Annotated in this window: 15 protein-coding genes; 7 read left to right on the plus strand and 8 right to left on the minus strand. The window is 67.1% G+C overall.

All coding sequences use genetic code 11. From position 1 onward, the window contains the following. Positions 1 to 130: 130 nt before the first annotated feature. Together CR919_RS08085 and CR919_RS08090 are read right to left on the minus strand one after the other, a co-directional pair. Positions 131 to 577: a hypothetical protein gene (locus CR919_RS08085; protein ID WP_025875822.1), complete on the minus strand. Its 447-nt coding sequence runs from the start codon at positions 575 to 577 to the stop codon at positions 131 to 133. Positions 578 to 580: 3 nt separating this feature from the next. After that, positions 581 to 982, minus strand: coding sequence for a hypothetical protein (locus CR919_RS08090; RefSeq protein ID WP_099819571.1), 402 nt, complete (start codon positions 980 to 982; stop codon positions 581 to 583). A 255-nt stretch (positions 983 to 1,237) separates the two neighbouring features. Between CR919_RS08090 and lepB the strand changes: the two genes are divergently transcribed. Then, a complete protein-coding gene (lepB, locus tag CR919_RS08095; RefSeq protein WP_099819572.1) occupies positions 1,238 to 1,864 on the plus strand; it encodes a signal peptidase I in 627 nt (208 codons plus the stop codon). 121 nt (positions 1,865 to 1,985) lie between these two features. Then, positions 1,986 to 3,242 (plus strand): MFS transporter, encoded by a 1,257-nt coding sequence (locus CR919_RS08100; RefSeq protein WP_099819573.1) that lies wholly within the window; start codon positions 1,986 to 1,988, stop codon positions 3,240 to 3,242. A gap of 87 nt (positions 3,243 to 3,329) precedes the next feature. On the opposite strand, the gene CR919_RS08105 is transcribed toward CR919_RS08100, so the two are convergent. Together CR919_RS08105 and CR919_RS08115 are read right to left on the minus strand one after the other, a co-directional pair. Continuing rightward, entirely contained in the window at positions 3,330 to 4,238 is a 909-nt protein-coding gene (locus CR919_RS08105; protein WP_099819574.1) for a LysR family transcriptional regulator, read from the minus strand. 364 nt (positions 4,239 to 4,602) lie between these two features. Further along, positions 4,603 to 5,571: a LysR family transcriptional regulator gene (locus CR919_RS08115; protein ID WP_099819576.1), complete on the minus strand. Its 969-nt coding sequence runs from the start codon at positions 5,569 to 5,571 to the stop codon at positions 4,603 to 4,605. A gap of 109 nt (positions 5,572 to 5,680) precedes the next feature. Between CR919_RS08115 and aceB the strand changes: the two genes are divergently transcribed. The 4 genes from aceB (at position 5,681) to CR919_RS08135 (ending at position 12,608) form a co-directional block, all read left to right on the plus strand. Then, the gene (aceB, locus tag CR919_RS08120) at positions 5,681 to 7,318 is read left to right on the plus strand and encodes a malate synthase A (protein ID WP_099819577.1); all 1,638 of its coding nucleotides are present in this window, start codon (positions 5,681 to 5,683) and stop codon (positions 7,316 to 7,318) included. A gap of 68 nt (positions 7,319 to 7,386) precedes the next feature. Further along, a complete protein-coding gene (gene aceA / locus CR919_RS08125; protein ID WP_099819578.1) occupies positions 7,387 to 8,688 on the plus strand; it encodes an isocitrate lyase in 1,302 nt (433 codons plus the stop codon). Between the two features lie 368 nt (positions 8,689 to 9,056). Continuing rightward, entirely contained in the window at positions 9,057 to 10,097 is a 1,041-nt protein-coding gene (locus CR919_RS08130; protein ID WP_099819579.1) for a GGDEF domain-containing protein, read from the plus strand. A 15-nt stretch (positions 10,098 to 10,112) separates the two neighbouring features. Continuing rightward, positions 10,113 to 12,608 (plus strand): putative peptide modification system cyclase, encoded by a 2,496-nt coding sequence (locus CR919_RS08135; RefSeq protein WP_207761021.1) that lies wholly within the window; start codon positions 10,113 to 10,115, stop codon positions 12,606 to 12,608. Between the two features lie 8 nt (positions 12,609 to 12,616). Here the strand turns inward: CR919_RS08135 and CR919_RS08140 are convergent, their stop codons facing one another. Next, positions 12,617 to 12,913, minus strand: coding sequence for an NHLP-related RiPP peptide (locus CR919_RS08140; RefSeq protein ID WP_099819686.1), 297 nt, complete (start codon positions 12,911 to 12,913; stop codon positions 12,617 to 12,619). Between the two features lie 147 nt (positions 12,914 to 13,060). Between CR919_RS08140 and CR919_RS08145 the strand changes: the two genes are divergently transcribed. Then, on the plus strand, positions 13,061 to 14,218 hold the full coding sequence (locus CR919_RS08145; protein ID WP_099819687.1) for a putative peptide maturation dehydrogenase: 1,158 nt from the start codon (positions 13,061 to 13,063) through the stop codon (positions 14,216 to 14,218). Between the two features lie 64 nt (positions 14,219 to 14,282). Here the strand turns inward: CR919_RS08145 and CR919_RS21190 are convergent, their stop codons facing one another. The 3 genes from CR919_RS21190 to CR919_RS08160 form a co-directional block, all read right to left on the minus strand. Further along, positions 14,283 to 14,597: an NHLP-related RiPP peptide gene (locus tag CR919_RS21190; protein WP_049465413.1), complete on the minus strand. Its 315-nt coding sequence runs from the start codon at positions 14,595 to 14,597 to the stop codon at positions 14,283 to 14,285. A gap of 220 nt (positions 14,598 to 14,817) precedes the next feature. Further along, positions 14,818 to 16,800, minus strand: a complete 1,983-nt coding sequence (locus tag CR919_RS08155) for an acetyl/propionyl/methylcrotonyl-CoA carboxylase subunit alpha (RefSeq protein ID WP_099819582.1) — start codon at positions 16,798 to 16,800, stop codon at positions 14,818 to 14,820. A gap of 26 nt (positions 16,801 to 16,826) precedes the next feature. Further along, positions 16,827 to 18,437 (minus strand): carboxyl transferase domain-containing protein, encoded by a 1,611-nt coding sequence (locus CR919_RS08160; protein ID WP_099819583.1) that lies wholly within the window; start codon positions 18,435 to 18,437, stop codon positions 16,827 to 16,829. Positions 18,438 to 18,441: the final 4 nt, after the last annotated feature.

Here is an 18,441-nt window from a genome sequence, read left to right on the forward strand (position 1 = left end):
TTGTGTGGAGCCGAGCCATGCTCGGCTTTCTTCTGTAGAGCCGAGCCCACGCTCGGCTGATGTTTTCTGGAAAGGCAGCCGAGCATGGGCTCGGCTCTACACAGGCGGAAAAGCGAGTTACCGAAGCGCATCAGGTCCCTACGTGCACCCGGTTCGCCTGCTCGGCCAGCCCCAGATGATCCAGCGCGATATCCAGCGCCAGCACATAGCTCTGCGCCCCATACCCGGCCGCGATCCCCAATCGCTGACCCACGCCCGCCGGCAGGCACGGCTCGGCCACCGCGCCGTCGTCATGCACTTCCACGTACGCGTTGTGCAGGTACGGCAGCAACCGCTGCAGGCGCAGGCTGTCGGCACATGCGCCCGGATCGAGCAGCGTCACCTCGCCACGGCTGTGGTCGGCCACGCGCAGCGCGTCCAGCAGTTCCTGTTCCGAACCGCAGGCGCGGATCGCCACGCTGGTGCCCGCATCGATCGCACGGTGCACCAGAGATTTCAGTACCGGCGCCGGCAGCGGCGCGGCGGTCCGGATCAGCGCGCCAGCCGCTTCCGGGCCACGGATGATGAAGATCGACATGGCTCAGCCCTCCCGTGCCAGGCGGCGGCTGACGATGGCCAACGACAGCGGATAACCCGCCTGCTGGCTGCGCTGGTCGACCACCACGGCGGCCGGGCCATGCTGCAGCCGCAGGCGCGCTTCCAGACCGGGCTGATGGGGAGACTGCAGTTCGATGTACTCCGCCGGCAGACCGTCCAGCGCCGCCTGCAGCGCACCACCCTCGGCACACCATTGCGCCTCGTCGGCCACGCCGACATCAAGCAGCACCCAGTCCGCGCTGCGCGCCTGCGGCTGGCACAGGCACTGGCGCACATCGGCCAGGCTGGCGCAGTCGGTGCACAGCACCGGATGGCCGGACAACTCGGCCGGCAGCAGCGGACGCGGCACCGACGGCGACGCATGCCGGATCACCAGGAGGGTCATACAACACCTTGCGCAAAGCGCCCTGCGGCGCGGTAGGCACACGATGCGCGTGGTGGCCGTAAAGGTGCGATGCCCGATGACGGGCAGTGGCGTAAAACCTGCGTAACCCCTCCTGTAGCGCCGAGCCCATGCTCGGCTTGCTCGACGCTACGGAACGGCAGCCGAGCACGGGCTCGGCTCTACAGGATGCGGGCGCGGGAACCTCTTCGGGCCGGATGTGGTCTGATGCCGATATCACCCCTTCCGGAACCTGTCATGGATGCTGTTGCCCGCCCCCCGTTTTCGCAGCGCACGCTTGCCTGGTTGAAGAAGGAGGCGCTGCCCCTGCTGGTGATGCTGGGCCTGCTCGCCGCCGCCCGCGACACCCTCGCCAACCACTACGTCGTGCCCAGCGGCTCGATGCAGCCGACGCTGCAACCGGGCGACCGGGTGGTGGTGGACATGCGCGCTTATGGCCTGCGCCTGCCGTTCACCAGCAAGGAGCTGCTGGGTACCGGCACGCCGCAGCGTGGTGAGGTGGCCGTGTTCGATTCACCGGCGGACGGCACCCGCCTGATCAAGCGCGTCGCCGCCGTGGCCGGCGACCACGTGCAACTGCACGATGGCCACCTGAGCATCAACGGCCAACCGCTGCAGATCGCTGACCTGGCCGATACCGAAGCCTTTGGTGAGCGCCGCGCCAGCCTCGACCTGGACAGGGGCGGTGGCCCGGACATCGCGGATCTGCAGGTGCCCGCCGGCAAGGTGCTGGTGCTGGGCGACCATCGCGGCAACAGCTTCGATGGCCGCTTCTTCGGCTTCGTCGATGCGGACAAGATCTACGGCCGTGCGGTGGCGGTCTATTACCGCCGTGGTGACGGCTTCGAATGGCAGCGGCTGTAAGCTGAATCGATATGCCTGGAGTATCAATCCTGACCTATCAGGTTATGGATCGACTGGATGGACGGGCCTAGTCTGAGGCCCGTCCCCTCCATTCCGGCCGCCCCCACGGCCCACCGCCCCCATGACTGGCGAAACTCCGGCGGCCCTCGCCGACCGTCCCCGTATTGACCACGCTGCCGCCGACACCCGCATCCAGCAGGGGACGCCGGCCTTCCGCCGCACCGCGCTGGCGCTGTTCCTCGCCGGCTTTTCGACCTTCGGCCTGCTGTATACGGTGCAGCCACTGCTGCCCGAGTTCAGCCGCCACTTCGGCGTGTCCGCTGCGGGCAGCGCGATGTCGCTGTCGCTGACCACCGGCACCCTGGCCGTGGCCATGCTGCTGGCCGGCCTGCTGTCCGATGTGGTGGGCCGGCGCCCGCTGATGATCGTTGCGCTGCTGGCCTCGGCCACGTTGTCGCTGTGCACGGCACTGGTTGATGACTGGTCCACCCTGCTGGTGCTGCGCACCCTGCTGGGGCTGGCGCTGAGCGGCGTACCGGCGGTGGCGATGACCTACCTGGTCGAGGAAATGGACAGCCGCGCGCTGGGCCTGGCGATGGGCCTGTACATCGGCGGCAACGCCATCGGTGGCATGAGCGGGCGCCTGCTGGCCGGCATCATCGCCGACCACTGGGGCTGGCGCTGGGGCATCGGCGTGGTCTCGATCATCGCCGTGGCCAGCACCGTCCTGCTGTGGCTGCAGCTGCCGCCGTCGCGCCACTTCCAGGCCAGTCGCAGCGGCCTGCGGCAGTTGCCCGCGCGCTGGCGCACGCTGTTCGCCGACCCTGGCCTGCCGTGGTTGTTCGCCACCTCGTTCGTGCTGATGGGCGTGTTCGTCACTCTCTACAACTACCTCGGTTACCACCTGCTGGCGCCGCCGTACCAGCTCAGCCAGACGGTGGTCGGGTTGATCTTCAGCGTGTACCTCGTCGGCACCTTCAGTTCGGCGTGGATGGGCCAGCAGGCAACGCGCTACGGGCGCGGTCGCATCCTGTCGATCTCCTTCGGCCTGATCGCCGCCGGCATCGTGCTGCTGGCGATGCCGTGGCTGTCGGCGATGGCCGTGGGCATCGCGCTGGTGACGTTCGGTTTCTTCGGTGGCCATTCGGTGGCCAGCAGCTGGGTCGGCAGCCGTGCCGGTTCGATGCGAGCGGAAGCGTCGGCGCTGTACCTGTTCGCCTATTACCTGGGCTCGAGCGTGCTGGGCGGCGTGGGCGGCCTGGCCTATGCCGCGTGGGACTGGCTGGGCGTGTGCGCGTTCGCCGCGCTGCTGACCGTGATCGGCGGTGGCATCGTGTGGGCACTGCAGCAGCGCGCCCCGCAGCCGGTGACGGCCTGACGTTCGCCGGGCATGGCCCGGCGCTACCCGATCAGGGTGGAAGACGGTAGCGCCGGGCCATGCCCGGCGAGCGCGCAGCGCGGCGCATCATCCCGCGACGAACGCCCCACGCAGCAGCCCGGCGAAATTGCGGATCAACGGCGTCACACCCTCGCGGCGCCACGCCAGCTGCACTTCCGAATGCGCGCCAGCATCGGCCAGCGCCACGAAGCGTGCACCTTCCACCCGGATGTGGTCGCACGACGAAGGCAGGATCGCCGCACCCAGTCCCGCAGCAGCCAGACTGATCAACGTCGACGCCTCACCGGCCTCCTGCACGATGCGCGGCGTGAAGCCCGCCGCCGCGCACAACGCGATCATGTGGTCATGGATGCCCGCCCCGGCGCTGCGGCGGAACGCCACGAACGGTTCCTGCGCCAGATCGCGCAACGCCAGCGTGCCGCCTTTCGACAGGCGACGCAGGGCAGGGTGGTCGGCGTGCAGGATCAGCGCCAGTGGATCGACGAACAGGCTGTGCGCCACCAGCTCGGCCGGCAGCGTGCGCTTGCGGATGATGCCCACGTCCAGTGAGCCATCGAGCAGCGCATCGATCTGCTGCAGGGTGTTCATCTCGCTCAGCTGCAACCGCACCTGCGGGTACTGCTGCCGGTACTGCAGGATCGAACGCGGAATCTGCGGCGACAACGGCGTGGCCCGGGTCAGGCCGATACGCAGCTCACCCTGCTCGCCACGCTGTGCACGCTGCACTTCATCCACCGCCGATTCCACCTGCTGCACGATGCCGCGCGCACGTTCCTGCAGCAGTTCCCCCGCAGCCGTCAGCTGCACACGCCGATGGCTGCGCACGAACAACCGCGCACCGATCAGTTCCTCCAGCTGCCGGATCTGCTGGCTGAGCGGCGGCTGCGACATCCCCAACCGCTCGGCCGCCTGGCCGAAGTGCAGGGTATCGGCGACGGCGAGGAAGTAACGCAGATGGCGGAGTTCGATGGACATGCGCCCAGTCTATGCATCGCCAGCCACAAATGGGCCCAGATCATTCGTACGTCATCCACGCATGGCGTGGATCTACCGTGTCGACCAAGGTCGACACCCACCAACAGCAGCACAGAACGAGGCAGGGGTCAGAGCCCGTTGCGCAGCAACGGGATCCGACCCCCGACAGATCGCGGGAATCTGTCAGAGGCGGGGCGGTGTGGGTGGGCAGGACCGTTGGCGCCATGGATGGCGCCATCGAGCCCCCATGGACGGGTTTACGGCGTGTCCTGCCCACCCACACCGACCCGCCATCCACGGAATGCAGGCTGTTGCCGTTGCCGTTGCTTCGGCAGGTGCAGGGCGCAGCCCTGCCGGCAAACCCTCACCGCTCCGAATGCCCGCTCTGGTCGTAATCGCGCGGACTGAACAACTCCGGCTGGATCAGCTCGACAAACGCCCGCGCCTGCGCCGACAGCGCCTTGCCGCGGCGCACGATCACCCCGTAACTGCGCTCGGGGAACCAGCGCTTCATCGAGCGTGCGGCCAACCGCTCGTGGTCGGCATCGTTCAGACACAGCGCCGGCACGATGGAAATGCCCATGCCCATCGCCACGTACTGCTTGATTACTTCCCAGCCACCCACTTCCAGCGCGACGGTGTAGGCGATGCGGTGGCGCTGGAACACCTGGTCGACCAGCCGGTAAGTGATCTGCCGCTTCGGCGGCAGCACCAGCGGGTAACGGGCGATGTCGGCCAGTTCCAGCTCGCCACCGCTGGCCAGTGGATGGTCATGCGGGGCAATCAGCACCTGTTCGAAACGGTAGGCCGGGGCGTAGCTGAGGTCGGCCGGCACATCGGTCATCGAACCGATCGCCAGATCGGCGGCATCCTCGCGCAGCAGGTCGGTGCCGTCGGCGCTGATGGCGTTGTGCAGGGTCAGGCGCACATCGGGGTAATGCTGGCGGAAGCGCTCGACGATCTTCGGCAGCAGGTACAGGATGGTCGAGCTGTTGGCGGCGATGTTCAGCTCGCCCGCGTCCAGCCCGCGCACCTTGTCGCGGAAGCGCGCTTCCAGGCCGTCCAGGCTTTCCACCAGCGGCTGCGCCATTTCATACAGCAGCTGGCCCTCGCGGCTGGGCACCAGGCGCCGGCCGCTACGCTCGAACAGCGGCACCCCCAACTCACGCTCCAGCGCCTGCAACTGCAGGCTGATGGCCGGTTGACTGACAAAAAGCGCCTCAGCCGCCCGTGAGACCGAGCCCAGACGCACGGTCTGACAGAACGCGCGCAGCGGCTTCAGCCGATCGGATTTGTAGGAAAAACGGGGACTTGGCGAGGTGCGCGTGGTCATGGCGTCATAAGTATTAGCACAAGTTATGTAAAGCATTGCAAAAACTGTTTTGCCAAATACGGGGCTGCGGCCGCACGGTGGAGTCGTTCCCCCACGCTGGAGTCCTCCCATGTCCGCCGTCGCTTCCGCTGTTCCCTCCACTGCTGCCAAGGCCACGCCGGGCATCGCCCTGGCGACCCAGGTGGCGGGCCAGGCCACCGTGCTGCCGGCGCCGTTGCTGGCCCTGCTGGTGTCCCTGCACCGGGCGGTGGAACCCGGCCGGCAGGCGCGGCTGCAGGCCCGCCGCGAGCGCCAGGCGTTCTTCGACCAGGGCGGCCTGCCGGACTTCCGCCAGGACACCATCGCGATCCGCAGCGGTGACTGGACCGTGGCGCCGCTGCCGGCCGCGCTGCAGGACCGCCGCGTCGAGATCACCGGGCCGACCGACCCGAAGATGGTCATCAACGCGCTGAACTCCGGTGCCAAGGTGTTCATGGCCGACTTCGAGGATTCGACCTCGCCGACCTGGCGCAACCTGCTGGCCGGCCAGCAGTCGCTGGCTGCCGCAGTGCGCGGCGACCTGCAGTACACCGCACCGGCATCCAACGGCAAGGCGGGCAAGCATTACGCGCTGCGCCCCTACGATGAGCAGGCGGTGCTGATCGTGCGTCCGCGCGGCTGGCACCTGGACGAAAAGCATGTGCGCGTGGATGGCCAGTTCCTCGCCGGTGGCCTGTTCGATGCGGCGGTGTTCGCCTTCCACAATGCGCGCGCGCTGCAGTCCAGGGATCGTGGCCCGTACTTCTACCTGCCCAAGCTGCAGAACATGGAAGAGGCGGCGCTGTGGGAGACCGCGCTGTCGCACATCGAAGGCATGCTCGGCCTGCCGCACGGGCAGATCAAGGTGACCGTGCTGATCGAAACGCTGCCGGCGGTGTTCGAGATGGACGAGATCCTGCACGCCCTGCGCGATCGCATCGTCGGCCTCAACTGCGGACGCTGGGATTACATCTTCTCGTACCTGAAGACCTTCCGCCGCCACGCTGACCGCGTGCTGCCCGAGCGTGGCCAGGTGACCATGACCCAGCCGTTCCTGAAGGCGTATTCGGAACTGCTGATCCAGACCTGCCATCGCCGCGGCGCACATGCGATGGGTGGCATGGCCGCGCAGATTCCGATCAACAACGATGCGGTCGCCAACGAGCAGGCGATGGCGCGGGTGCGTGCCGACAAGCTGCGCGAAGTGAGCGCCGGGCACGATGGCACGTGGGTCGCGCACCCGGCGCTGATTCCGGTGGCGATGGCGATCTTCGACGAACACATGCCCACGCCCAACCAGCACCACGTGCTGCGCCAGGACGTGCGCGTGGGCCGCGATGAACTGATCGCGCGTCCGCCGGGCACGATCACCCGCGCCGGCTTCGAAGGCAATGTCGAAGTCTGCGTGCGCTATCTGGCCGCGTGGCTGGACGGCAACGGCTGCGTGCCGATCCACCACCTGATGGAGGACGCAGCGACCGCCGAGATCAGCCGCAGCCAGCTGTGGCAGTGGCTGCACACGCCGGGCCAGCAGCTGGACGACGGCACCGCGATTGATCTGGCACTGCTCGATACCACCCTGGCGCAGCTGCCCGCGCGCCTTGGCGATACCTCGGCGCTGCCCGGTGGCGGCCGCATCGAAGAAGCCATCGCCCTGCTGGCCGAGCTGAGCCGCAGCAATGAACTGACCGACTTCCTGACCCTTCCGGCGTACGCGCGCATCGACTGATCGCTGCATGCCGCTTCCCCGCCGTTTCCTTCCCCGCTGCATCCGCACGAACCGAACTGGAGATAGACATGAGCACGCTGCCCACTGCCGAACAGATCCAGCACGACTGGGACACCAATCCGCGCTGGGAAGGCATCCAGCGCAACTACAGCGCCGCCGATGTGGTGCGCTTGCGTGGCACTGTCCATATCGAGCATTCGCTGGCCCGGCTGGGTGCGGAAAAGCTGTGGAAGTCGCTGCATGAGCGCGACTTCGTCAATGCGCTCGGCGCGCTGACCGGCAACCAGGCCATGCAGCAGGTGAAGGCCGGGCTGAAGGCGATCTACCTGTCCGGTTGGCAGGTGGCGGCCGATGCCAACCTGGCCGGGCAGATGTACCCGGACCAGTCGCTGTATCCGGCCGATTCGGTGCCGGCAGTGGTCAAGCGCATCAACAACACGCTGCTGCGCGCCGACCAGCTGCACCATGCCGAAGGCAAGGATGACATCGACTTCCTGCAGCCGATCGTGGCCGACGCCGAGGCTGGATTCGGTGGCGTGCTCAATGCCTTCGAACTGATGAAGGCGATGATCGAAGCCGGTGCGGCCGGCGTGCACTTCGAAGATCAGCTGGCTTCGGTGAAGAAGTGCGGGCACATGGGCGGCAAGGTGCTGGTGCCGACCCGCGAGGCGATCGAGAAGCTCAACGCCGCGCGACTGGCCGCCGACGTGCTGGGTGTGCCGACCCTGCTGGTGGCGCGTACCGATGCCGAAGCGGCCGATCTGCTGACCAGCGACATCGATGCGAACGACACGCCGTTCGCCACCGGCGAGCGCACCGTGGAAGGCTTCTACAAGACCCGCAACGGCCTGGACCAGGCCATCAGCCGTGGCCTGGCGTACGCGCCCTATGCCGATCTGGTGTGGTGCGAGACCGGCAAGCCGGACCTGGAATTCGCGCGGAAATTCGCCGAGGCGATCCATGCGAAGTTCCCGGGCAAGCTGCTGGCCTACAACTGCTCGCCCAGCTTCAACTGGAAGAAGAACCTGGACGACGCCACCATCGCCAAGTTCCAGAAGGAGCTGGGCAGCTACGGCTACAAGTTCCAGTTCATCACCCTGGCCGGTTTCCACGCGCTGAACTACGGCATGTTCAACCTGGCCCACGGCTATGCACGCCGGCAGATGAGCGCCTTCGTGGAACTGCAGGAAGCCGAGTTCGAAGCGGCCGAGCGTGGCTTCACCGCAGTCAAGCACCAGCGCGAGGTCGGCACCGGCTACTTCGATGCGGTGACCCAGGCCATCCAGCAGGGGCAGTCCTCGACCACCGCGCTGACCGGCTCGACCGAGGAAGAGCAGTTCCACGGCGGGCGCAGCGAACGCGCCGCGTGACCCGGTAGGGCCGGCCGCTGGCCGGCAACCACACGATGCTCCGGGCGCTGCGTGGCAGCCGGCCAGCGGCCGGCTCTACCGGGGCTGCGGATCCGATCAGGGTGGCCAGGGAAGGGCCAGACGACGCCGGCAGATCGGGGGATCTGCCGGCGTCGTTGTATCTGCCGCCGCTGCGACAATCGGCGGCGCGGCCACCCCAAGATATTGATAAGGCTTGCTTTCCTTCCGCCGCCACCAGGCGTGAATGGGGCATTTCCCCGTAGACGATGCGGAGCGCTGCGTCTTCACAAAAATGAGAAGCGGCGCACAGTTTGATTCACTGATATGCTCCGCGGCTCACCAGGGGACGCTGGCGGCGGGTGCAGGGAATGACCGGCAGGGGTGCGGCCGAGAACATCGACACGACAACCGGTATCGCCAAGACGGCGATGGCCGAGATCGTGCACGCGCTGCTCTCCGAAGAAGAGGTTGCCCTGTTCGCCCGGTTCGCCCAGCCCTGCAGGCTGCAGGCGGGCCAGTGGCTGTTCCATCGCGGCCACCGCGGCGAGTGCATGTACATCATCCTCGAAGGCCTGATCGAGCTGGATTTCGGCGAGGACCTGGTGCTGAAGACGCTTGGCCGGCATGAGTTCTTCGGTGAGCTCGGCCTGTTGATGGGCGACCATCCGCGCAGCGCCAGCGCGCGGGTGATGGCCGACTGTCACGTGCTGGAACTGGGGCCGGCGGACTTCCATCGCCTGGTCGAGTCCGACCCGGGCCTGGTGGCCTACTTCCTGCGGCGCACGATCCTGCGTGTGCTGACCAACGAGCAGGCCCTGATCAGCCAGCTGCGGCGGCGCAACCATGACCTGGAAGCGGCGCTGGACAACCTGTACATCACTACCCACCAGCTCACCCATACCCGCGAACTGGTGCGCACCGACGAACTGACCGGCCTGCACAACCGCCGCGGCCTGGCCCTGTACCTGCAGGAATGCCGAACGCAGGAAGAAGGGCCCCCGCAGGCCCTGCTGCTGATCGACTGTGACCGCTTCAAGCAGATCAACGACCGCCACGGCCACCAGGCCGGCGACCGGGTGCTGCAGAGCATGGGCAACATCCTGCGCTCGATGGCCGGCGAGCACGACCTGGCCTGTCGCCTGGGCGGCGACGAGTTCTGCCTGATCCTGCGCCGGGCCAACGTCGAGATCGTGCAGCACGCCGCCGAGTTCATCCTGAGTGCGGTGCACGGCCTGCTCGAACGCAGCCATGGCACCCCGCACGTCAGCCTGGCCAGCATCGGTGCCAGCCTGCTGGCCCCTGACGCGGACTGGAGCGAGTGGTACGCTCGCGCCGATCGTGCGCTGTACCAAGCCAAGCGCGCAGGCGGCAACTGCCTGCGGTGGACCGATGGTCCGGATGGACACTGAGCGGAGATCCAGGCGATGAATGGCGACAACGGAACGTCGGCCCCGCATAACGCCCAGCTGCGGGCGCTGCTGTTCACCGACCTGTGCGATTCGCTGCAGCTGGTGGAGCGTATCGGCGACGCCGCCGCGGCCACCCTCTTCCAGGAACACGACCGTCTGGTGCTGGTGCTGCAGCATCGCTGGAACGGGCAGTTGATCGACCGTTCCGACGGTCTGTTCCTGCTGTTCGAACGCCCGGTGGACGCGCTCGGGTTTGCACTGGATTACCAGCGCGACCTGCAGGCGCTGGGCGAACAGCGTGGAGTGGAACTGCGTGCACGGGCGGGCCTGCATGTGGGTGATGTGCTGACCTGGGAAAACAGTCCCGAGGCGGTCAAGGTCGGCGCAAAGTCGATGGAAGTCGAAGGCCTGGCCAAGCCGATGGCCGCGCGCCTGATGACGCTGGCGCGTCCTGGCCAGATCCTGATGTCCGCGGTTGCCGAGTCGCTGACCCGACGCGCCACCGATGCCTTGGGCGAGCGTGGCGAACGCCTGCTGTGGAAGTCGCACGGGCGTTGGCGGTTCAAGGGTATGCCGACCGTCCAGGAAGTGATTGAGGTTGGCGAGATCGGCTTTGCTCCGCTGCGACTGCCGCGCGGCAACGCCAAGGCGCGGCGTGATCTGCCGTTGTGGCGGCAGCCGGTGGTGCTGCTGGCGGAGAGCCTGATCCTGGCGTCTGTCGTGGTGGGTGGTTGGTTTCTGTTGCGCCCGGAGCCGGCTATCGCATTCTCAGAACGCGATTGGGTGGTGCTGGCCGACCTTGAGAATTTCACCGGCGAGCCGGTGTTCGATGAATCGACACGCCACGCGATACTGATCGCGCTGGAACAGTCCCGCTACGTGAATGTGCTGTCCGAAGGCAAGATCCGCGAAAGCCTGGAAATGGCGCGCTTGTCTGGCGATACCCGCTTGAACCGCGGTGCAGCCATCGATGTGGCCATGCGCGAAGGTGCACGAGCGGTCCTGCTGCCGACCGTACGCCCCAAGGCAGGGGGCTATCAGCTGGGAATCGATGTGGTGGCGCCCGGCAGCGGGCAGGTGGTGCGCAGCTTCACCGTCGCCGCCGACGGCCCTGACCAGATGATGTTCGCGGTGGACGATGTCGTCGGTCGTCTGCGCCGCGGCCTCGGTGAATCGGTGGCCAGCCTGGAACAGTCCCTGCCGCTGCCGAAGGCCTCCACCCGCGACCTGCGCGCTCTGCGCGCCTATGCCCTGGCCGAGAATGCCCTGGGCCAGCGCCGCTTCGAGGAAGCACGCAATCTCTACCAGGCGGCGATCGACATCGATCCTGGTTTTGCCCTGGCCTACATGGGCGTGGCCAAGCTGCTGGCCCGCACCGAAGAAGGGCGGCAGGCCCGCGAGGCGATGCAGCACGCGCTCGCCCAGCAGGAACGCCTGCCACCGCGCGAGCGCCTGTACCTGAAGGCCTGGCAGGCGGAGCTGGAGCCGGGTGGCTGGGCCCTTGAACAATGGCGGACCTTGGCCAAGGTCTATCCCGATTCCTTCGCCGGGTTGTCCAACACGACCTGGCTGCTGCTGCAGGACAATCGTTTCAGCGAAGCCGAATCCTACGCCCATGCGGCGTCCGTACCACAGGATCCGCTGAGGCTGTATCCGATGGTGCAGCTGGCACGCATCCAGATCGCGCACAACCAACCACAGCTCGCCGCCGAAACGCTGGTGCAGGCACAAGGGCTGCGCGGCCGCGATGATCCCGATGACACCGGGGTCGATGTGTTGGTGGCGCAGCGCCGTTATGTGCAGGCCGGACAGCTGGTAGTGAAGCTGCGCACCGGTGATGCGCTGGCGCAGCGTATGCGGCTGCGTGCACAGCTGCTGCTGGCCGCTGACCAGGGTGATTGTGCCTCGATGCAGGCGGCTGTGCGCGAGGATGCGCCGGCACCTGAGCTTGCGGACATGCAGGTCCAGCAGCGATTGCAGCACGCCAGCGTAACCACGTTGTGCGCGGCGGGCGACAAAGCCGAGCTGCAGGCCATCGCAGCGCAGCTGCAGCCGCTGCTGGAAGATCGCGACGATCCCATGCAGCAGGCCCGCAGCCTGCAGTGGCTGGCTCTTGTCTATCTGGCCCAGCGGCAGGGACAGACCGATGTCGCCGAAGGCTGGCTGCATGCCAACGAGGCGCTGCTACGTGCCCAGCGCAGCCCGATGGTCGGTAAATGGATGCGCGTGGTTGCTGCGATGGGCGAACTGCAGGGACAACGGCCTGACGCCGCACGCGCGCTGATCGAGCCGATGCTGGATGGCAGCGAACCGGTGCAGGCACACGTGGTGCTGCTGCATGCGTTACGTGCGCAGCGCGATGACGCCGGCGTGCGCCGCGAGCAGGAATGGCTGGCCCGTCACCGTGGTCAGGCCATTGCTGAGGTCACGGCGATGCAGGTCTGGCAGCCGCTGAACGTGCACGATGTATCGACCTGGGCCGCACCGTCCAAAGCGGTCGGCGCGCCCTGAGGCAGTAATCAGCCGCCGATGCGCTCGTCGACTTTGCCGGCTTCGAAGCAGAACACCACATTCATCGCGGTCAGCGAGCTGGCCAGGTGCTTCTGCAGGCCGTCACGAACGCGGGTGAGTTCTTCCACCGAGGCGAGCGAGTCGATCTTCATGCAGTCCTTCTCACCCAGGGCGGCGTCCAGGCCGATGCTGGAGAGGGCCTGAGCCGGTGATTCGGCGAAGCGTTCGCGGAACGCGGCATCGTTGATGAGGTTGTCCAGCAGTACGCCGGCGTCTTCAGCGGAAAGGCGGGGGTCGGTAGCCATGTCGATCATCCAGAGTTGAACCTACGGTATCGGCCACCAGCGCCCGGCATTTAGGGCGACGTGTGCATTGCACACGAACACGGCCGCAGTACCGCGGCGGGTGTGGGCAACCCGCATACTATGGGTTCAACTGGTGGAAGCCCCATGATGCAGATCCGACGTTGCGCGATCGTGATGTTCGAACCCCGTAGCGAAGTCTCGCTGGACCTCTCCCTGTTGCTGCAGGGCCAGGCGGGCCTGGCGACGCGCATGCATTGGCAGGCCCTTGCTGCCCACCTGGAGGCACCCGTGGAGGTGAGCATCGAGGAAATCGACGTGCTGGGCCGCATCGCGTCGGATCGCTGGGTGGAGCCTGCACAGGTCGGCATCGAAGGCGCCGTGCTGGCACGGCTGCTGGAGGTTGGTCTGGTGATCTGTCAGCAGCCTAGCGAGGCGGCTCATCGGGACCGCGACCAGCGCGTGCGCGACGCCAACTGGTGGCCTCTGTCGGCGCTGCAGCACCGGATGGGTCGCTGGGGAGATATCAACAGCGCGCGTGAGATGCGTGAACACAAGCTGGTCACGGCGCAGGATCTGCATGCCAGGTTCGGTGCACCGCCCGTCGCAGTGGACGCGCCCGATACCGATCCCTTGGTGTTACCCGATACGCCTGACGATGCGCGTGACCAGCTGCTGCGAAAGCGTGCAACCTGCCGCAACTTCGATGCGCAGCGTGCGCTGGCGCTTCCGTTGGTGGCGCAGGTGCTCAAGCGGACCGTGCAGGCACACGCTGCTCTGCGGCCGGGGGACGGCATGGAGTTCCTGAAGAAGAACATTCCTTCCGGCGGCGGCCTGCATCCGTTGGAAACCTATGTGGTCGCCCTGGCTGTCGACGGTCTTGCGCCAGGCGTCTATCACTACCATCCGATGGAACACGCGTTGCGACCGGTCGCCGTCGCCACCGATGACCTGCGCAGCATGGTGCTGGGTTTTGTTTCCGGGCAGGACTGGTTTGCCGACGCTCCGCTGCACATCATCCAGGTGGCACGCTTCCCACGCAGCTTCTGGAAATACCGCAGTCATCCAAAGGCCTACAGGGCCGTGCTGCTTGATGCGGGGCACCTTTCGCAACAGTGGATGCTGTCAGCCACCGAACTTGGGCTGGCCGCGTACGTGACTGCGGCGATCAACGAAATCAACGTGGAGAAGGCGCTGGGGCTGGATGGCATCGACGCCAGCCCGGTGATGATATGTGGCCTGGGGTGGCGCGCGGCCGCCCAGGTCACCAGTGAATTCGACCCGCTGCAGCAGGTCTGGCGCAGCTAGGCCGCTGAGACACCAGCGCCTGCCGTAGTGGCCAGGCGCGTTCGGCTCGTCGTCTGATGCGCCGTCAGGCCACCTGTTTCATGGCCTCAGGAGCCAGGACCAATCCCAGTTGCTCCGACTCGAACATGAAGGGGACTTTGAAGGGGCCACTACAGATCAGCGATGCCACCAGCTGGGAACGGACGGCGGAAAACTCCTCCTTGCTGGCCAGCACGCCATGGATTGCACAGGGGCTGCCACCCGCCATCGGCTGCAGGCCATGTCGAACCAACGCTGCACTGGGATCAACGGAGAATTCGTTGCGGAACGCGTCATCGTCGCACAGCAGATCGAGCAGGCGTACGGCGTTGTCGGCGGACAGCGGGGGCTTTCGGTACATGGTGACTCCTGTGATAGCCGAAGTGATGGATGCGCCGCAGAGCGGCAAACGAAGACTATCAGCTGGCGGCGACGTGCTGAAATGATCAACGCACTGCATGCTGCCGACGCCGGCGCCTTGCAGGTTGTCCGCGAAGCAACGCCGTGCAAGGCAGTCTGTGGTCCGCAGGCGCAAGACGCCCAACGATTTGTGAGCCGGGCAGCGCCCGGCTCACCCTCCATCACGCCGCTTCGAAATCCACCAGCACTGCACCATCTCCCACCTGGTCACCGGCCTTGGCGCGATACCCCTTCACCGTGCCATCGGCCGGTGCCTGCAGGGTGTGCTCCATCTTCATCGCTTCCAGCACCACCAGCGGCGTGCCGCGCTTCACCTGCGTGCCTGCCGCCACCAGCGTTGCCACGATCCTGCCGGGCATCGGTGCCAGCAGGCTGCCGGCGTCGGCGCTGGCCTGTTCCGATTCGCCCACCGGGTCGTGCAGGGTGAAGCGGTGCTGGCCATCGCTGCCGAACAGGTACAGCTGGTCGCCATCGCGCTGCAGCTGCAACCGCCAGCGACGCGCGTCCAGCTGCACCGACAGGGTGTGGCCATCGGCATGGCCGACGACCTGCTTCGGCGCGGCGTCATCGCACTGCACGCGCCAGCCATCGGCCGTGGCCCACACCTTCAGCGTGTGCGCCCGCTCTCCCTGCTGCAGCGGCACCACGCGTGCGGCAGGCGCACCCAGCCGCCAGCCATCCTGTGCCTGCCACGGCGAATGCGGGTCGCGCACATCGGCGGTAGCGGCCGGTGTGCTCACCACGGCGGCGATCGCTGCCAGTTCCCACAGCGCCTGCTCACCGTCACCGGTCACCGCCAGTGCGGCCTGCTCACGCTCGATCAGCGCGGTATCCAGCTTTGCGTTGGCGAACGAATCAGTGTGCAGCAGGCGGCGCAGGAAGCCGGCATTGGTGGTCACGCCCACCACCTGGCAGTCGGCCAGGGCCTGGCTCATGCGCCGCAGCGCGGCGTCGCGGTCCACGTCCCAGACGATCAGCTTGGCAATCATCGGGTCGTAGTACGGGGTGATGCTGTCGCCTTCCTCCACACCCGTGTCCACCCGCACGTTCGCCGACGGGGTCGGCAGGCGCAGGCGGCGCAGGGTGCCGGTGGACGGCAGGAAGCCACGGTCGGCATCTTCGGCGTACAAGCGCGCTTCGAGGGCATGGCCGTGGATGGTCAGTTCGTCCTGGCGCTTGGGCAGCGGCTGGCCGGCTGCAACGCGCAGCTGCCATTCCACCAGGTCGGTACCGGTGATGAATTCGGTGACCGGGTGTTCGACCTGCAGGCGGGTGTTCATTTCCATGAAATAGAAATCGCCGTCCGGACCGGCGATGAACTCCACCGTGCCCGCACCAACGTAGCCCACCGCGCGCGCGGCATCGACCGCGGCCTTGCCCATCGCTGCGCGGCGGTCGGCGCTCATGCCCGGGGCCGGCGCTTCTTCCAGCACCTTCTGGTGGCGGCGCTGCACCGAGCAGTCGCGCTCGAACAGATACACCGCCTCGCCATGGCCACCGCCGAATACCTGGATCTCGATATGGCGCGGGCGCTCGACATACTTCTCGACCAGCACGTGGTCGTTGCCGAACGCCGAGGCTGCCTCGCGCTGGCAGCTGGCCAGCGCATCGACGAAGTCCTCGCTGCGCTCGACCTTGCGCATGCCCTTGCCGCCGCCGCCGGCGCTGGCCTTGATCAGCACCGGGTAGCCGATGCCATCGGCCTGGGTGCGCAGGAACTCAGGCGCCTGCTGGTCGCCGTGGTAGCCCGGCGTCAGCGGCACGCCAGCCTTGGCCATCAGGGCCTTGGCCGCGCTCTTGTCGCCCATCGCGCGGATCGCACTGGCGGGCGGACCGATGAAGGTGATCCCCGCCGCGACGCAGGCGTCGGCGAAATCGGCGTTCTCGGACAGGAAGCCGTAGCCGGGATGGATGGCCTGCGCGCCGCTGCGGCGTGCGGCATCGAGGATGGCATCGCTGCGCAGGTAGCTCTCGCGCGCAGCGGCCGGGCCGATGTGGATGGCCTCGTCGGCCAGGCGCACATGGCGTGCATTGCGGTCCGCATCGGAATACACCGCCACGGTGGCGATGCCGAGGCGACGGCAGGTGGCGATGACGCGGCAGGCGATCTCGCCGCGGTTGGCGATCAGGACTTTGCTGAACATGGCAACAGACTCGGTCATGGCACAGGTCACATGCGGAACACGCCGAAGCGCGTCTGCTGCGGGGGAGCATTGAGGCTGGCCGACAGGGCCAGGGCCAATGCCCGGCGGGTATCGACCGGATCGATCACACCGTCGTCCCATAGCCGCGCACTGGCGTAATACGGGTGGCCCTGCTGTTCGAACTGGTCGCGGATCGGTGCCTTGAACGCCTCCTCTTCCTCGCCCGGCCACTGCCCGCCCTTGGCTTCGATGCCATCACGCTTGACCGTGGCCAGCACGCTGGCCGCCTGTTCGCCGCCCATCACGCCGATGCGTGCGTTCGGCCACATCCACAGGAAGTTGGGCGAGTACGCGCGGCCGCACATGCCATAGTTGCCGGCACCGAACGAGCCGCCGATCACCACGGTGAACTTGGGTACCTTGGCGCAGGCCACCGCCATCACCAGCTTGGCGCCGTCCTTGGCGATGCCGCCCTGCTCGTACTTGCGGCCGACCATGAAGCCGGTGATGTTCTGCAGGAACACCAGCGGGATGTTGCGCTGGGTGCAAAGCTCGATGAAGTGCGCGCCCTTCAGTGCGGACTCGGAGAACAGGATGCCGTTGTTGGCGATGATGCCGATCGGGTAGCCATGCAGATGGGCGAAGCCGGTGACCAGCGTTGCGCCATAGCGCGGCTTGAACTCCTCGAAGCGCGAGCCGTCGACCAGCCGCGCGATGACTTCGCGCACGTCGTACGGCTTGCGCGTATCGGCCGGGATCACCCCGTACAGTTCGTGCGCCGGCAGCAGCGGCTCTTCCACCGGCTGCAGCGCCATTGCTGCTTCGGGCTTGCGCCAGTTGAGCTGGGCGATGATCGCGCGTACCCGCGCCAGTGCCTGCAGGTCGTTGTCGGCCATGTGGTCGGCCACGCCGGAAATGCGCGTGTGCACATCGGCACCGCCCAGTTCTTCGGCCGTCACCACTTCACCGGTGGCCGCCTTCACCAGCGGCGGGCCGCCGAGGAAGATCGTGCCCTGCTCGCGCACGATCACCGTCTCGTCGCTCATCGCCGGCACATAGGCGCCACCGGCGGTGCAGCTGCCCATCACGCAGGCGATCTGCGGAATACCCTGCGCGGAGAGGTTGGCCTGGTTGTAGAAGATGCGACCGAAGTGGTCGCGGTCGGGGAACACCTCATCCTGCAGCGGCAGGAAGGCGCCACCGGAATCGACCAGGTAGATGCACGGCAGGTGGTTCTGCTCGGCGATTTCCTGCGCGCGCAGATGCTTCTTCACCGTCACCGGGTAATAGGTGCCGCCCTTGACGGTGGCATCGTTGGCCACGATCACGCACTCCACGCCGCTCACGCGGCCAATGCCGGCGACCACGCCAGCAGCGGGCACGGCATCGTCGTACATGCCGTGCGCGGCCAGCGGCGCGATTTCCAGGAACGCACTGCCCGGGTCGAGCAGGGCATCGATGCGGTCGCGCACCAGCAGCTTGCCGCGCGCGGTGTGCTTGGCGCGCGCCGCTTCGCTGCCGCCAAGCGCGGTGCGGGCGAGGGTGGCGTGCAGGTCGTCGACTACGGCCTGCATCGCCGCGCGGTTGCTTTCAAACGTATCGCTGCCCGGTTGCAGCTGGCTGCCTAGGATGCTCATGGGG

The sequence above is a fragment of the Stenotrophomonas sp. LMG 10879 genome, from assembly GCF_002750935.1.
In the GTDB taxonomy this organism is placed as follows: Bacteria; Pseudomonadota; Gammaproteobacteria; order Xanthomonadales; family Xanthomonadaceae; genus Stenotrophomonas; species Stenotrophomonas lactitubi_B.

Coding starts and splice junctions, on each gene's coding strand:
- CR919_RS08085 (WP_025875822.1), bottom strand. CDS start 577: ATGTCGATCTTCATCATCCGTGGCCCGGAAGCGGCTGGCGCGCTGATC.
- CR919_RS08090 (WP_099819571.1), bottom strand. CDS start 982: ATGACCCTCCTGGTGATCCGGCATGCGTCGCCGTCGGTGCCGCGTCCG.
- lepB (WP_099819572.1), top strand. CDS start 1,238: ATGGATGCTGTTGCCCGCCCCCCGTTTTCGCAGCGCACGCTTGCCTGG.
- CR919_RS08100 (WP_099819573.1), top strand. CDS start 1,986: ATGACTGGCGAAACTCCGGCGGCCCTCGCCGACCGTCCCCGTATTGAC.
- CR919_RS08105 (WP_099819574.1), bottom strand. CDS start 4,238: ATGTCCATCGAACTCCGCCATCTGCGTTACTTCCTCGCCGTCGCCGAT.
- CR919_RS08115 (WP_099819576.1), bottom strand. CDS start 5,571: ATGACCACGCGCACCTCGCCAAGTCCCCGTTTTTCCTACAAATCCGAT.
- aceB (WP_099819577.1), top strand. CDS start 5,681: ATGTCCGCCGTCGCTTCCGCTGTTCCCTCCACTGCTGCCAAGGCCACG.
- aceA (WP_099819578.1), top strand. CDS start 7,387: ATGAGCACGCTGCCCACTGCCGAACAGATCCAGCACGACTGGGACACC.
- CR919_RS08130 (WP_099819579.1), top strand. CDS start 9,057: ATGACCGGCAGGGGTGCGGCCGAGAACATCGACACGACAACCGGTATC.
- CR919_RS08135 (WP_207761021.1), top strand. CDS start 10,113: ATGAATGGCGACAACGGAACGTCGGCCCCGCATAACGCCCAGCTGCGG.
- CR919_RS08140 (WP_099819686.1), bottom strand. CDS start 12,913: ATGGCTACCGACCCCCGCCTTTCCGCTGAAGACGCCGGCGTACTGCTG.
- CR919_RS08145 (WP_099819687.1), top strand. CDS start 13,061: ATGCAGATCCGACGTTGCGCGATCGTGATGTTCGAACCCCGTAGCGAA.
- CR919_RS21190 (WP_049465413.1), bottom strand. CDS start 14,597: ATGTACCGAAAGCCCCCGCTGTCCGCCGACAACGCCGTACGCCTGCTC.
- CR919_RS08155 (WP_099819582.1), bottom strand. CDS start 16,800: ATGTTCAGCAAAGTCCTGATCGCCAACCGCGGCGAGATCGCCTGCCGC.
- CR919_RS08160 (WP_099819583.1), bottom strand. CDS start 18,437: ATGAGCATCCTAGGCAGCCAGCTGCAACCGGGCAGCGATACGTTTGAA.